Origin of the sequence: Streptomyces sp. NBC_01669 (assembly GCF_026339735.1) — a bacterium.
Taxonomy (GTDB): domain Bacteria; phylum Actinomycetota; class Actinomycetes; order Streptomycetales; family Streptomycetaceae; genus Streptomyces; species Streptomyces yanii.
Map to the genome: position 1 here is coordinate 4,809,108 of NZ_JAPEQG010000001.1, position 15,278 is coordinate 4,824,385.

Annotated in this window: 11 protein-coding genes; 4 read left to right on the plus strand and 7 right to left on the minus strand. The window is 70.4% G+C overall.

Features of this window, described 5'->3' with window-relative positions:
• Positions 1–35: 35 nt before the first annotated feature.
• Positions 36–527 (minus strand): LURP-one-related/scramblase family protein, encoded by a 492-nt coding sequence (locus tag OG972_RS21565; protein ID WP_266983875.1) that lies wholly within the window; start codon positions 525–527, stop codon positions 36–38.
• A gap of 64 nt (positions 528–591) precedes the next feature.
• Between OG972_RS21565 and OG972_RS21570 the strand changes: the two genes are divergently transcribed.
• The gene (locus tag OG972_RS21570; RefSeq protein ID WP_266983877.1) at positions 592–2,409 is read left to right on the plus strand and encodes an NHL domain-containing thioredoxin family protein; all 1,818 of its coding nucleotides are present in this window, start codon (positions 592–594) and stop codon (positions 2,407–2,409) included.
• 13 nt (positions 2,410–2,422) lie between these two features.
• Here OG972_RS21570 and OG972_RS21575 read toward each other — a convergent pair whose 3' ends face one another.
• The 5 genes from OG972_RS21575 to OG972_RS21595 form a co-directional block, all read right to left on the minus strand.
• The gene (locus OG972_RS21575) at positions 2,423–3,115 is read right to left on the minus strand and encodes a DUF4232 domain-containing protein (protein ID WP_266983879.1); all 693 of its coding nucleotides are present in this window, start codon (positions 3,113–3,115) and stop codon (positions 2,423–2,425) included.
• Between the two features lie 208 nt (positions 3,116–3,323).
• Positions 3,324–6,197, minus strand: coding sequence for a BTAD domain-containing putative transcriptional regulator (locus OG972_RS21580; RefSeq protein ID WP_266983880.1), 2,874 nt, complete (start codon positions 6,195–6,197; stop codon positions 3,324–3,326).
• Positions 6,198–6,293: 96 nt separating this feature from the next.
• Positions 6,294–6,515, minus strand: a complete 222-nt coding sequence (locus OG972_RS21585; protein WP_266983881.1) for a DUF6458 family protein — start codon at positions 6,513–6,515, stop codon at positions 6,294–6,296.
• Positions 6,516–6,603: 88 nt separating this feature from the next.
• A complete protein-coding gene (locus OG972_RS21590) occupies positions 6,604–7,902 on the minus strand; it encodes a M18 family aminopeptidase (RefSeq protein WP_266983882.1) in 1,299 nt (432 codons plus the stop codon).
• A gap of 454 nt (positions 7,903–8,356) precedes the next feature.
• Complete coding sequence (locus OG972_RS21595) at positions 8,357–10,183, minus strand: acyl-CoA dehydrogenase (protein WP_266983883.1); 1,827 nt, start codon at positions 10,181–10,183, stop codon at positions 8,357–8,359.
• A 172-nt stretch (positions 10,184–10,355) separates the two neighbouring features.
• Between OG972_RS21595 and OG972_RS21600 the strand changes: the two genes are divergently transcribed.
• The 3 genes from OG972_RS21600 (at position 10,356) to OG972_RS21610 (ending at position 13,128) form a co-directional block, all read left to right on the plus strand.
• The gene (locus OG972_RS21600) at positions 10,356–10,796 is read left to right on the plus strand and encodes an SseB family protein (protein WP_037701899.1); all 441 of its coding nucleotides are present in this window, start codon (positions 10,356–10,358) and stop codon (positions 10,794–10,796) included.
• 179 nt (positions 10,797–10,975) lie between these two features.
• Entirely contained in the window at positions 10,976–11,938 is a 963-nt protein-coding gene (locus tag OG972_RS21605) for a pirin family protein (protein WP_266983884.1), read from the plus strand.
• Positions 11,939–12,024: 86 nt separating this feature from the next.
• A complete protein-coding gene (locus OG972_RS21610) occupies positions 12,025–13,128 on the plus strand; it encodes an AI-2E family transporter (RefSeq protein ID WP_266983885.1) in 1,104 nt (367 codons plus the stop codon).
• A 33-nt stretch (positions 13,129–13,161) separates the two neighbouring features.
• On the opposite strand, the gene OG972_RS21615 is transcribed toward OG972_RS21610, so the two are convergent.
• Positions 13,162–15,255 (minus strand): SpoIIE family protein phosphatase, encoded by a 2,094-nt coding sequence (locus tag OG972_RS21615; RefSeq protein WP_266983886.1) that lies wholly within the window; start codon positions 15,253–15,255, stop codon positions 13,162–13,164.
• Positions 15,256–15,278 lie beyond the last annotated feature (23 nt).

A 15,278-nucleotide genomic window follows, 5' to 3' on the forward strand; every position in this document is an offset into this window, starting at 1 on the left:
TCGGGCGGGGCCCGGTTTCACGTGAAACGTCCCGGTCAGCTGTCGTGCTCCTTGTCCGCGAGCACGATGACGCACACCGAGACGGCGATGAGCAGTGCCGCGTCGGCGTCCTCCCGTACGACATCGATGCCGTACGTGTCCCGCACGGTCAGCCACCGCCGTGAGATCTGGGCCAGGAGTTCGCCGTCGTAGTCGATGGCGAACTCGCGGTCCAGGATCTTGCCGCTGACATCGAGCTCGGTGCCGTCGACCAGCGTCACCCGGTAATGGTTGCGCAGCAGCGAGAGCCGCTTCCGCTTGACCTTGGCGAGCTGCTCGCCGTCGCGCTCGATGAGCATCGTGTCGCGCAGGCTGAGCAGCTTCTGCCGGATCTCGACCAGGGTCCGGCCCTGCGTGTCCTTCAGCTCGAAGGTGTCGCGCACCCGCATCGCCTTGCCGTCGACGAGGAAGACCTTGCGCCCGTCCACGTCCTCGATCCAGTAGTCGTCGCCGACGGCGAACAGTCGCTCACGCACCAGGAATCTCATGGCTCACAGATTCCCCCACGACCCTCCGGAATGCGGACGCACCACGGTGATGTTGACTGTTCACATGGCAACACGTGCGCGCGTCAGGGCCCCCGAGCTGGTCGGCAAGGGCGGCTGGCTCAATACCGGCGACCAGCAGTACACCCTCGCTGACCTGCGAGGGCGCATCGTCATTCTGGACTTTTGGACGTTCTGCTGTGTGAACTGTCTGCATGTCCTCGATGAGCTGCGCGAGCTGGAGGAGAAGCACCGCGACACCGTGGTGATCATCGGCGTGCACTCGCCGAAGTTCGTCCACGAGGCCGAGCACCAGGCCGTCGTCGACGCCGTCGAGCGGTACGAGGTCCATCACCCCGTCCTCGACGACCCCGAGCTCGCCACCTGGAAGCAGTACGCCGTACGGGCCTGGCCGACGCTCGTCGTCATCGACCCCGAGGGCTATGTCGTCGCCCAGCACGCCGGCGAGGGCCATGCGCACGCCATCGAGAAGCTCGTCGAGGAGCTGGAGGCCGAGCACGCCGCGAAGGGCACGCTGCGCCGCGGCGACGGCCCGTACGTGGCGCCCGAGCCCGTCGCCACGCATCTGCGCTTCCCCGGCAAGGCCCTGCTGCTGGCCGACGGCGGCTTCCTGGTCTCCGACACCACCCGGCACCGCCTCGTCGAGCTCGACCCCGACGGCGAAACGGTGCGCCGTCACTTCGGCACCGGGGACCGCGGGTTCGCGGACGGCGGGCCCGACGAGGTCAGGTTCAGCGAGCCGCAGGGGCTGGCCGTGCTGCCCGACGGCCGGATCGCGGTCGCCGACACCGTCAACCACGCCCTCCGCGCCCTCGACCTCACGACCGGGGTGACGACGACCCTCGCCGGCACCGGCCGCCAGTGGTGGCAGGGCTCTCCGACGACCGGCCCGGCCCGCGAGGTCGACCTCTCCTCCCCGTGGGACGTCGCCTGGTTCGCGGACCGGCTGTGGATCGCCATGGCGGGCGTGCACCAGCTGTGGTCGTACGACCCCGAGTCCGCAGCCGTGCAGGTCGCCGCGGGCACGACCAACGAAGGACTGGTCGACGGTCCGGCCGACGAGGCCTGGTTCGCCCAGCCGTCCGGACTTGCCGCCTCGGCCGACGGCGACCGGCTCTGGGTTGCCGACTCGGAGACGTCCGCGCTGCGGTACGTGGACCGGGACGGGACCGTGCACACCGCCGTCGGCACCGGACTCTTCGACTTCGGCCACCGCGACGGTGCCGCCGGCCAGGCGCTCTTCCAGCACCCGCTGGGCGTCACCGCGCTGCCGGACGGGTCCGTCGCCGTCAGCGACACGTACAACCACGCCCTGCGCCGTTACGACCCTGCCCGTGGCGAGGTCACCACGCTGGCCACGGATCTGCGCGAGCCGAGTGACGCGGTGCTGGTCGACGGCGATCTTGTCGTCGTCGAATCCGCCCGGCACCGGCTGACCCGGCTGCGGCTGCCCGAGGAAGCCGTGCGCGTCGCCGACCAGGCGCACCGCACCCAGCGCGCGGCCACCGAGATCTCCCCCGGCACGCTCCGGCTCGACGTGGTCTTCCAGGCGCCCGCCGGGCAGAAGCTGGACACCCGGTACGGCCCTTCGACCCGGCTGCTGGTCTCGTCGACCCCGCCCGAGCTGCTGGCGGAGGGTGCGGGGCCCGGCACCGACCTCTTCCGCGACCTGGTCCTGGCCGACGGCGTCACCGAAGGTGTCCTGCATGTGTCCGCCATGGCGGCGTCCTGCGACGACGACCCGGAGAACGAGTACCCGGCCTGCCATGTCCACCAGCAGGACTGGGGCGTCCCCGTCCGCGTGAGTGCGCAGGGAACGCCGCGGCTGCCGCTGGTGCTCGCCGGAATGGACGAGCAGGCCTGAGAGTCTGTCGGGCTCAGAAGTCGTCCGCGCCGTTGCGCAGCTCGTACGTCCAGTAGCCGGTCGCCGACTTCGCCGGGTCGACGGCGATGCCCTCGCTGCCGGGCGCCTTCACGGTGGCCATGCCGCCGCCTCCCGTGAGCGTGACGGAGAACGCGGTCACGGGCTCGTTGTCCTCGTCGACGCCGCCGTCCGACAGCTTCACCAGCGCATAGGCGGGGGCGCCGGAGGTGAGCACGACGGGCGCGGCCGGCTTGCTCTTGGCGACCGCCGGCACGTTCTCCTTGTGGCTCTCCAGGAACTGGATCTCCGGGAAGCCGTTCAGCCGGCAGCTGTGACCCGAGGTGTTCTTCGCGGTCAGGACGATGTGCGTGTAGGGCGGGCCGCCCCGGTAGGCGGCGCTGATGGTCACGTCCTTGGTGGTGCAGGTGGCGGCGGACGAGGAGGCCGTGCCGGTGGATCCCTTCGCGGTACTTCCCTTCGCGCTGCCGGTTCCCTTCGCGGCGGCGGTGTCCTTCACGGCACCACTGGTCCTCGCGGTGCCGGTGGACTGCGAGGACCCAGCCGATTCCGCGGTCGGTGCGGAGCTGTTCGCCGGGTCGGCGGACTTCGTGCCGGTGTCCTCCCCGCCGCAGGCGGTGAGTGCCAGGGCGAGCACGGCGGTGGCGGCGGCGCTGAGGACCGTGGTGCGGCTGTGGAACGTACGCATGGAGATTCCCCCGAATATGACAGTGATGCGAAGACCAGGGTTCCTACGGCGAACTGCCCCTGACCTGCTGACATCCCTCAGTCTTCCGCCTGGCGCTCACGTTCCGCTGCCGCGCCGCTAACGTCCCGCTGACGTCCGCGCCCGGCCCTCGGCGCGGGGTGCGCCGCCCGCCTCGGGAACGCGCTGCCGTGCCCCTGTGGCGCGCGGCTCACCCGTCGTCGCTGAGCCGTTGTGCCGCCCGCTCGTACCGTTCGCGGTACTCGGTCTCCGCCGTCACCCGCAGCAGCGCTTCGAGGGCCCGTACCGCGCCCTCGTCGTAACCGGCGCGCTCCGCCTCGCCGGCCGCCCGGTCGAGCAGCCGGATGCCGTCGCTCTCCTCGCCGAGGGCCAGGCGCGCCCGGCCGCTGACGGTCAGCAGCAGTACCCGGCGTGCGGCCTCCTCGTGCTCGGGCCCCAGGTCGAGCGCCGTCCGTGCGGAGTCGAGGGCGTCCTGCGGGCGGTTCGCTTCGAGCTGCATCCGGGCGAGGTGTTGCAGGGCGAGCATCTCGGTGTGCGCGTCGCGCTCCTCACGGGCCAGGCCGACGGCACGCTCGCAGTCCTCCAACGCTGCTTCGAGTCCGCCTTGTTCGGCCTGGACGACGGCCAGGTTGATCAGCGCGGTCGCCTCACCGAGCCGGTCACCTGCCTGCCGGGCGAGGCCGGGAGAGCGTTCCAGCAGGGCGAGGGCCTCGGCGGTCCTGCCCTCCTCGGTCAGCACCCAGCCCAGCAGGTTGATCACCCGTGACTCGGCGTACGGATCGCTGCGGGCACGAGCGGCGTCCAGCGCGAGCTCCAGGAGCGGCGTCCAACTGTCCCGGACCCGCCAGACCACTTGGGGCCACTGGAGCAGGATGATCCGCCAGGCCCGGTCGTCGAGCCCGGCGGTCCGGGCCGCGACGGCCGCCTGCGCCAGGTCGTCGCGTTCGGTGGCCAGCCAGTGCATCGCCGCCGCCCGGTCGGTGAAATCCTTTACGGCGGCGGGGTGGTGGTAGTCGTCCGGCAGGACGAAGCAGGGCTCACCGCCGGGTTCGGCCGTATCGGCGGCGGCGAGCGCGGTGGCGATGTAGTGGTCGAGAACACCGACGAGGGCCTCGGTTCCGGACGCGGGATCGAGACCGCGGGCGTAGAGGCGTACCAGGTCGTGCAACACCCAGCGCCCGGGCGCCGTTTCGGTGACGAGATGGGCGGCGGCGAGCCGTTCCAGCGCGGCGGCGGCCGTGACCGGGTCCGTACCGGCGAGAGCAGCCGCGGAGTACGGGTCGAAGTGGCTGCCGGGATGGTGGCCGAGCCGGGTGAACTGGTGGACCGCGTCGGGCGGCAGCTGCTGCACGGTCAGCCGCAGCGCCGCCGAGACCCCGGTGTCCTCCACATCGAGGTAGCTCAGCCTGCTGCGCTCGTCGGCCAGTTCGGTGGCCATCCGGGCGAGCGTCCACTGCGGACGCCCCGCCAGCCGGGCCGCCGTGACCCGCAGGGCGAGCGGCAGCCCGCCGCAGAGTTCGGCGAGCCGCATGGCCGCCACGGGTTCCGCGAGGACCCGCTCCTCCCCGAGAACACCGGCGAGCAGGGCCGTGCTGTCCGGGGACCCGAGAACGTTCAGCGGGACGGGACGGGCCGCGTCCGAGGCGATGAGGCCCTCCAGCCTGTTCCGGCTGGTGACGACCGTGACGCAGTCGGTGCCGCCCGGCAGCAGCGGCCGGATCTGGGCGGATTCACGGACGTTGTCGAGGATGACGAGCAGACGGCGCCGGTCGGTCAGGGAACGGAAGAGCGCGGCGGCGGCCGCGACGGACTCGGGGATGCGGCGTGGTGCGACGCCGAGCGTGAGCAGGAACTCACGGAGGACTTCGATGGGGGTGGGCTCGCCGGTGTCGCTGAACCCGCGCAGGTCGGCGAAGAGCCGTCCGTCCGTGAAGGCCCCGGGGCTGCGGTGCGCCCACTGCAGGGCCAGCGCGGTCTTTCCCACCCCGGCGGGTCCGGTGATCAGGCAGACCGGTGCCTCGCCCGCCGTGGCCCGGGAGAGCGCGGCCAGTTCGGCGACGCGCCCGTGGAAGCCGCGGGGCGCGCGGGGCAGCAGGTCCGTGTGGTGCGTCACGGTCATGGGGTGCCTGCCGGTCCGGCCGGTGCCCTGCAGGGTCTCGGCCACCGCAGGGACGGGGCCGGACCCGCCACTGGGGGCGGCACGGTCCAGGTCCCGGGCCGGGGCGGGGGCCTGATCACCGTTCCGGGCCGGCCGCCCGGCCGTGCCGACTGCCGGCGGCCTGTCACGACCGGTCGCTCGATCCGTCCCGACATCCTCCGCAGGCATCTCGCCCTGCAGGATCAGCGTGTACGCGTCGGCCAGTTCCCGCCCCGGGTCGACCCCCAGCTCGTCGGCGAGCAGCCGACGTGTGCGGTGGAACCAGTCCAGTGCCTCCGACTGCCGTCCCGCCCGGTACAGCGCCGTCATCAGGGCCGCAGCCAACGATTCCCGCATCGGATGCATGACGGCCTGGGCCTTCAGCACGGCGGCGGCCCGGTGGTGTTCGCCCAGCGTGGCGTACACGCGCGCCATGTGCTCGACCGCCGCCAGCCGCGACTCCTCCATCGCCTGCGCGGCCGCCTGCAGCGGTGGACTGGGGAACGCGCCGGTGAGCGCGGGCCCCTGCCACAGCGACAGGGCCTCCTTCAGCATCACTATGGCGTCGGCGGGGCTGCGCTGCTCCCGCGCCAGCATGAGCAGTTCCTCGAACCGGTGGGCGTCCAGCAGACTTTCCGGCATCCGCAGGACGTACGAGGACCCGTGGGTGTCCAGGACGACCCCGTACTCGTCCGCACGGTTGCCGGTGAGCAGGGCGCGCAGCCGTGAGACATGCCCCTGTACGACCGTGCGGGCATGTGCCGGTGGTTCGTCCTCCCACAGGGCGTCCATCAAGTGGCTCATGGGGACGGGAGCGTTGGGTTGCAGGAGCAGCGTGGCGAGCAGACTGCGGCGCTTGGCGGGGCCGAGCGGCAGATCACCGGTTTCGGTGGCTACGGACACCGCACCGAGCAGGCGGAACTCCACTGGTACTCCTCCCCGGGCAAAGAACTGAGATTACCGCCCGGGGTTACGAGGAACCGCCGTGAGCTGCGCCGCAACAGAAAAGAGGCCGGAATCGGTTCAGAGGCCGCGGCGGTCGTCGTCGGACACGACCGTGGTGCTGGGCGGTACGACCAGTCGGCGGCGCCGCGCGATGCTCGCGTAGACGAAAACGCCGATGACGCCGACGATCATCATGATCCAGCCGACCAGGTCGACATTGACGGTGTCCATCTTCCAGTCGGTGGCGAAGGTGAGTACCGCCCCGACGGCGATGAGGATGATGCATCCTCCGAGTCCCATGGGTCACGCCTCCTCGGCGGCCCGGAGGCTCCGGGCCGGTGTACGGATCGCGTACCCGGCCCGGCAACAACCATGTGTGGAAGGCCGATCAGCCCGCCAGGAACGATGCCAGCGCGTTCGCCAGCAGATACGGGTCGTCCGCGCCGCACAGCTCACGCGCACTGTGCATCGACAGGATCGCGACGCCGATGTCCACGGTCTGGATGCCGTGCCGGGCCGCGGTGATCGGGCCGATCGTCGTGCCGCACGGCATCGAGTTGTTGGAGACGAACGTCTGCCACGGCACGCCCGCCTTCTCGCACGCCGCCGCGAACACGGCACGGCCGCTGCCGTCCGTCGCGTACCGCATATTGACGTTGACCTTGAGGATCGGCCCGCCGTTCGCCACCGGGTGGTGCGTCGGGTCGTGGCGCTCCCCGTAGTTGGGGTGGATCGCGTGACCGGTGTCGGAGGAGAGGCAGACGGTCCCCGCGAACGCCCGGGCGCGGTCCTCGTACGTACCGCCGCGGGCGAAGACGGAGCGCTCCAGCACTGTGCCGAGCAGCGGGCCGTCGGCGCCGGTGTCGGACTGCGAACCGTTCTCCTCGTGGTCGAACGCGGCCAGCACCGGGATGTACGGAATCTGGTCGTCCGGCTGTCCGGCGACGGCGGCGAGCGCGGCCGTCGCCGCGTGCACGGAGAGCAGGTTGTCCATTCGCGGCCCGGCCAGCAGCTCGCGGTCGCGGCCCAGGTAGGCCGGCGGCTCCACGGCGTGCGGCATCAGGTCCCAGCCGGTCACGTCGTCGGCGGCGACGCCGGCCTCCTCGGCGACGAACCGGATCAGGTCGCCCTCCTCGACGTCCCCGAGCCCCCAGATCGGCTGCATGTGCTTCTGCCGGTCGAGCTTGAGGCCGTCGGTGTTGGCCGACCGGTCCAGATGCACGGCCAGCTGAGGCACGCGCAGCAGCGGCCGGTCGATGTTGACCAGCCGGTGCGTGCCGTCGCGCAGGCTGATCCGGCCCGCGAGACCGAGGTCCCGGTCCAGCCAGGTGTTGAGCAGCGTGCCGCCGTACACCTCGACGGCGATCTGCCGCCAGCCGTACGAGCCCGTGTCGGGCAGTGGCTTCACCCGCAGATTCGGCGAGTCGGTGTGCGCCCCGGCGATCCGGAACGGGGTGTGCGCCCCGGTGCCCTCCGGCACGTACCAGGCGATGATCGCCCCGCCGCGCAGCACGTACTTCCCACCGGTGGAAGCGTCCCAGGCCGCGGTCTCCTCGACCTGCCGGAAGCCGGCCTTCTCCAGCCGCGCCGCGGCGGTGGCCACGGCATGGTACGGGGAGGGGCTGGCCATCAGGAAGGCCATCAGGTCGTCGGTGTGACCGCGGTCGAAGCGGAGGGAAGAACTCATGTTCTTCACTGTAACGACGATGGTGCGGTAGAAATCCGGGGTACCGCCGCCCTGGCGTGTGGCTGTCCCGCGGGCGGTACGGACGCCCACACAGCGGTCGGCTCCTCGCCGTCCTGCGCCTGCCGCGCACGCTGGGCGAACACGGTGGCCAGAGCGGTGAGCCGCTTGTCGGTCGGAGCGGTCCGGCTGTGCGTGGTCCGGATCCCCAGCACGGTCGATCCGACGCGGATCACCGTCATGGTGGTCGGGCCAGGACGGAACTGTTACCGCGCTGGGCGAAGCGTGCGTTGCCGAGGATTCTCGGCCGTGCGCTCAGCGTGCCCAGCTGATACGACAGCGCCGCCACCCGAACGAATTCGAGTGGCGGCGCCTCGTTGACCAGTGCTGCGGGCCGAAGGCCGGTGCCTCTCCCGGCAAGCTTTGCCCTGTCGGGCAAACATTGCCGGTCACGACACTAGAACGCGGCCTCGTCCAGCTCCATCAGCGAACCGTCGACCGCCTCGGCGAGCGCGCGCTCGGCCGAGACGCCCGGCAGGACGTTCGCGGCGAAGAACTTCGCGGCGGCGATCTTGCCCTGGTAGAAGGCGACGTCCTTCGCGGAGGCGGTCGGCAGCTTCTCGGCCGCCACGGCCGCGCCCTTCAGCAGCAGGTAGCCGACGACGACATCGCCGGAGGCCAGCAGCAGGCGGGTGGTGTTGAGGCCCACCTTGTAGATGTTCTTGACGTCCTCGCCGGTCGCGGTGAGGTCGGTGATCATCGTGCCGACTATCGCCTCCAGGTCCACGGCCGCCTTGGCGAGCGAGTCCAGCGCGCCGGACAGCTCCTCGTTGCCCTGGGCGCCCGCGAGGAACTTCTTGATCTCCTCGGACAGGGCGTTGAGCGAGGCACCCTGGTCACGGACGATCTTCCGGAAGAAGAAGTCCTGGCCCTGGATGGCCGTCGTGCCCTCGTAGAGGGTGTCGATCTTGGCGTCCCGGATGTACTGCTCGATCGGGTACTCCTGGAGGTACCCGGAGCCGCCGAACGTCTGGAGCGACTGCGCCAGCTGCTCGTACGACTTCTCCGAGCCGTAGCCCTTCACGATCGGGAGCAGCAGGTCGTTGAGGCCGTGCAGCGCCTTCGCGTCCTCGCCCGCGGCCTCCTTCTCCTGGATCGCGTCCTGGACGGAGGCGGTGTACAGCACGAGGGAGCGCATGCCCTCCGCGTACGCCTTCTGCGTCATCAGCGAACGGCGCACGTCGGGGTGGTGCGTGATGGTGACCTTGGGCGCGGTCTTGTCCATGAAGTTCGCAAGGTCGGTGCCCTGGACGCGCTCCTTGGCGTACTCCAGCGCGTTCAGGTAACCCGTCGAGAGGGTGGCGATGGCCTTCGTGCCGACCATCATCCGGGCGAACTCGATGATGCGGAACATCTGGCGGATGCCGTCGTGCTTGTCACCGATCAGCCAGCCCTTGGCGGGGTGCTGGTCGCCGAACGTCATCTCGCACGTGTTGGACGCCTTGAGGCCCATCTTGTGCTCGACGTTCGTCGCGTACACGCCGTTGCGCTCGCCCAACTCGCCGGTGGTCCAGTCGAAGTGGAACTTCGGGACCATGAAGAGCGACAGGCCCTTCGTGCCGGGGCCTGCACCCTCGGGGCGGGCCAGCACGTAGTGAATGATGTTCTCGGACATGTCGTGCTCGCCCGAGGTGATGAAGCGCTTCACACCCTCGATGTGCCAGGAGCCGTCCTCCTGCTCGACAGCCTTCGTGCGGCCGGCGCCGACGTCCGAACCGGCGTCCGGCTCGGTCAGCACCATCGTCGAGCCCCACTGCTTCTCGACGGCGATCTCGGCGATCTTCTTCTGCGCCTCGTTGCCCTCGTCGAAGAGGATTCCGGCGAACGCCGGGCCGGAGGAGTACATCCACACGGCCGGGTTCGAGCCGAGGAGCAGCTCCGCGTAGGACCAGATCAGGGAGCGCGGCGAGGTGGTGCCGCCGATCTCCTCGGGCAGACCCAGGCGCCAGTACTCGGAGTCCATGAAGGCCTGGTAGGACTTCTTGAAGGAGGCCGGGACCGGTGCGGTGTTGGTCTCCGGGTCGAAGACCGGCGGGTTGCGGTCGGCGTCGGCGAACGAGTCGGCGAGCTCGTTCTCCGCGAGGCGGTTGACCTCGTCGAGGATGCTCTTCGCGGTCTCGACGTCCATCTCCGCGAACGGTCCGGTGCCGTACAGCTTGTCGCGCCCGAGGACCTCGAAGAGGTTGAACTCGATGTCGCGGAGATTCGACTTGTAGTGCCCCATGGGAAGGCTCCGTAATCAATAGCAGTGGCGCACAGCGCCCCGGGGAGGGGTGAGGGCCGGGCGGGCGACGAGCTGGCGATGCGTATATCAGCTGACCTCTCCGATGATGCTACCCGTCAGTAATAAGACGCAACCCCTCAAGGGCCTGATGTGTCCGATTACTCTTTGCGGTATGTACGGCTACGACCAGAACCAGGGCGCACAGCAGCAGATGGGTGGCGGCTACGGCGAGCAGCCGCTGTATCCCGAGCCCTCGCCGCCCTCCCTCGGTGATGCGGTACGGGCCTTCACCACGGGTTCTCTGTCCGCCGAGGACTTCCAGCAGATCTTCGCCTCGTCGAAGGTCTACTGCCCGCGCGGCGACAACCCCGGCTTCCTCGCCCTGCACAACACCCAGCAGCCGGTGATCCCCATGTTCACCACGCTCAAGGAGCTGCGGCTTTACGCGGGCAAGGAGTCCAAGTACTTCGTGATCACCGGTGCCGAGGTGATCGATCTGCTGCCGACCGGCTACGGCTTCGTCCTCGACATGGAGGGCGAGCACCGCATGGTCTTCGACGCCAAGGCCGTGGAGCAGATGGTCGACTTTGCGATGCGTCGCATGTACGGCTAGACGCCGTTGCTTCGCAGATGTCTGATTCCTGACCTTCGAGAAGGGGTCCGTACCTGTCGGGTGCGGACCCCTTCCCGTTGTCCGGGGAGAGCCTGTGGCGGTGCGGGAATACCGCGGCCCTTGCAAGATGTTCACTGTTCAACTAAATTGAGATCAGAACAATCCCGGAGGTGGCTCCCATGCCCGCAGTGACCGTCGAAAACCCACTGACCCTGCCCAAGGTCGCCGTCTCGGGCGACGCCACGGCCCGTCCCGTGCTCGCCGTCACCACGGCGCCGAGCGGATTCGAGGGCGAAGGCTTCCCGGTTCGCCGCGCGTTCGCCGGGATCAACTACAAATACCTCGACCCGTTCATCATGATGGACCAGATGGGCGAGGTGGAGTACGCGCCGGGCGAGCCCAAGGGCACTCCCTGGCACCCCCACCGCGGCTTCGAGACCGTCACGTACATCATCGACGGCACCTTCATCCACCAGGACAGCAACGGTGGTGGCGGCACCATCCGCAACGGCGACACCCAGTGGATGACGGCCGGATCCGGCCTCCTCCACATCGAGGCCCCGCCGGAGTCCCTCGTCATGTCGGGCGGCCTCTTCCACGGCCTCCAGCTCTGGGTGAACCTGCCCAAGGCCGACAAGATGATGGCCCCCCGCTACCAGGACATCCGCGGCGGCCAGGTCCAGCTCCTCGCCTCCCCGGACGGCGGCGCGCTGCTCCGCGTCATCGCCGGTGAGCTCGACGGTCACGAGGGCCCGGGCGTCACCCACACCCCGATCACGATGGTCCACGCCACCGTGCGCCCCGGCGCCGAGGTGACCCTGCCGTGGCGCGAGGACTTCAACGGACTCGCGTACGTGCTCGCCGGTCGCGGCACGGTCGGTCAGGAGCGCCGTCCCATCCACATGGGGCAGACCGCCGTCTTCGGCACCGGCTCCTCGCTGACCGTCCGTGCGGACGAGAAGCAGGACGGTCACACCCCGGACCTGGAGGTCGTCCTGCTCGGCGGCCGCCCGATCCGGGAGCCGATGGCGCACTACGGGCCGTTCGTCATGAACAGCCAGGCCGAACTGAAGCAGGCCTTCGAGGACTTCCAGGCCGGCCGCCTCGGCACCGTGCCCGCAGTCCACGGCATGGGTGAGTGATCTGCGTGACGGGCCGTCCTGACGGCCCGTCACCCGTTCGGTCGTACAAGCGGGACATGGCTCCCGCACCGTGATCGGGTGGGAGGGTGGATACCCGGAAACCCCTCCTGCCCGACACCGCCCGGCGCACAGCTGCCTGGTGCGCAGTGCTTCTGCTGGTCACCGGCGTTGCCGCGGTCGCCATCTGGCTGTGCATCATCTTCAAGACGGCCGTCACCCCGGTGCTGCTCGCACTGCTCGGTACAGCGCTGCTCGGTCCCGTCCACCGCTGGCTGGCCGCCCGAGGGGTGAACCGGTCGGTGGCCGCCGGGCTCACCTGCGCGCTGCTCGTCGCGATCGGCGGCGGCGCCGGGTACATCGTCGTCACCGCATTCATCGACACCGGCGACCAGATCATCCATTCACTGAAGGACGCCGGGCAGTGGGTCATCGACCACTTCGGGATCGCCCGGAACACCAATGTGAACGACCTCGTCGACAATGCCCGGAAGCTCGTCGAGAAATTCGGCGCGAGCGCCGCGGGCGGAGTGCTCACCGGGATCAGCCTGATCGGCTCACTCATCGCGACCGGCGTTCTCGCCCTGTTGCTGACCTTCTTCTTCCTGCGCGACTCGGACCGGGCCGCGAACCTCGCGCACTCCGTCGCCCCGCGCGGCACCGGTGATCTGGTCGAGGCGATGGGCCGGCGGGCGTTCGAAGCGGTCGAGGGATTCATGCGCGGCACGACGTTCATCGCGCTGATCGATGCCATCTGCATCACCGTGGGTCTGCTGATCCTGCGGGTGCCCGGGGCGGTGGGGCTGGGGGCGCTGGTCTTCGTCGGCGCGTACATCCCGTACCTCGGGGCGTTCATCTCGGGTGCCGTCGCCGTTCTGGTGGCGCTCGCCGACCGGGGGGTCGTGATCGCGCTCTGGGCGCTCGGGGTGGTGCTCGCGGTCCAGGTGCTGGAGGGGCACGTGCTGCAGCCGTTGATCCAGAGCCGTACGGTCCAGATGCACCCGGCCATGATCATGATCGCGCTGACCGCGGGCGCGAGTGTGGCGGGCGTGCTGGGCATGTTGCTGGCGGTACCGGTGTGCGCGGCGGCGTTCGGCGTCCTCGGCGAACTCCGCACGCGCCACACCCCGGACGAACCGCCATCCACCCCACCGAGCCCCTCCGCCCCGCCGAACCCACCCGACAGGCTCTGAGGACGGAACGGCACCCGGCCGCACCCGGAACCCCTATGCCCCGGCCGTCTCCACCGGCTCGGCCTCGTACAACTCGAACCAGATCGACTTCCCGGCGCCCTGCGGATCCACCCCCCACGCGTCGGCCAGCATCTCCATCAGCACCAGCCCCCGTCCACTGGAGGCCATCTCGCCGGGCCGCCGCTTGTGCGGCAGCTCGTCGCTGCCGTCCGCCACATCCACGCGCAGCCGCCGTTTCCCCCGCTCTCCGGTCGCCTCGGCGACCATCAGCGCGTCCCCGTCCGTGTGGAGGAGCACGTTGGTCGCCATCTCGGAGATCATCAGCACCGCCGCATCGACCTGCTCCGGGTCCACCCAGTCGTGCAGCAGCTCCCGCAGCTGCTGCCGGGCCGCCGCGATCCGCTCGGGCTCGGCCTGCGCGATGGTCAGTGCGGTGCGGCGCGGCGCCGCCTGCCGCGGGGCACCCGACTCGCGCCGCAGCAGCAGCACCGCGATGTCGTCCTCGCGGCGGTCGACGAGCGGACCGGTCGTGTAGTGCGAGCCCGGCCCGTGTACCGCCTGCACCAGCGCGTCGGCGAGCTTCTCCAGGTCGCCGGTCTGCTCCTCCAGGACCGGCCGGAGCCGCACCCAGCCGGTCGCCATGTCGTGGCCACCGGTCTCGATCAGCCCGTCCGTGCACAACATGATCGTCTCGCCGGTCTCCAGGACGATCTGGGTCGTCGGATAGTCGGCGTCCGTCTCGACGCCGAGCGGCAGCCCGCCGCCGGTCTGCCGGATCACCGCGGTCCCGTCGGCGCTGATCACCACCGGGTCGGGGTGTCCGGCCCGGGCGATGTCGAGCGTGCCGGTCTCGGGGTCGGCCTCCGCATACAGACACGTCGCGAAGCGTGGCCCGGTCTCCTCCCCGTCGTCGTACGCGTCGGTGAGCCCGGAAAGGAACCGGGAGGCGCGGGAGAGCACCGCGTCCGGGCGGTGCCCTTCGGAGGCGTACGCGCGCAGAGCGATCCGCAACTGCCCCATCAGCCCGGCCGCCCGCACGTCATGGCCCTGGACGTCGCCGATGACCAGGGCGATACGGCCGTTGGGGAGCGGGATCATGTCGTACCAGTCGCCGCCCACCTGGAGCCCGCCGCCGGTCGGTACGTACCGGGCGGCGACCGTCATGCCGGGGATGTCGGGGCCCAGAGACGGCATCATCGACCGCTGGAGCCCCTGCGAGAGCTCCCGCTCGGTCTCGGCCACCTCGGCCCGCGCCAGGGCCTGGGCGAGCATCCTGGCGACGGTCGTCAGCACCGACCGCTCGTCCGGGGAGAACGACACCGGGTGCCGGAACCCCGCCATCCAGGCGCCCATCGTGCGGCCCGACACGATCAGCGGGAGAAAGGCCCAGGAGTGGCGCCCGAAGCGGCTGGCGAGCGGCCAGGTGGCCGGGAAGCGGCGGTTGTACTCCTCCGGTGAGGGGAGATAGATCGCCCGCCCCGTCCGTACGACCTCCGCGGCCGGATAGTCCGTCTCCAGGGTCATGTCGGTGAACGGGTCCTCGTCGCCCATGGTGTGCCCGTGGTGCCCGATGATCGTCAGGCGGTCGCCCGCGACACCGAAGACGGCGAGCCCGTCCGGCGAGAACCCGGGCATGGAGAGCGACGCGGCGACCCGCAGCACCTCGGCGGTCGACCGGGCCTCGGCCAGCGCCCGCCCCGCGTCCAGGAGGAATGCCTCCCGGGAGCGGCGCCAGTCCCCGGTGATGGGGGTGTGCGCGCCGGTGGTGCCCGGCTGCGGCTCGGCGACCTCCTGGAGCGTGCCGACCAGCAGGTAGTCCTCGCTGCCCGCCGGCAGTGGTTTGGAACGGCTGCGTACCGTACGGAGCACCCGCCCGCGGTCGTCCACGATCCGCAGCCGAGCCTCGGCCAGGGTGCCCTCGAGGACCGCGAGGTTCACCACCCCGTAGATCTCGTTCCAGTCGACCGGATGGAAACGCGCGCGCACCGCCGCCTCCCGGAAGACACCGGCTTCGGCGGGCAGCTCCAGCAGCCGGGCCGCCTCCGCATCGAGCGTGACGGTCCCGGCTCCGCTGTCCCAGCGCCACAGGCCGGTCGCCGTCGCGGCCAGGACGTCCTCGGTGCGCATTGCCCTACTTTAGGAAGATGTGC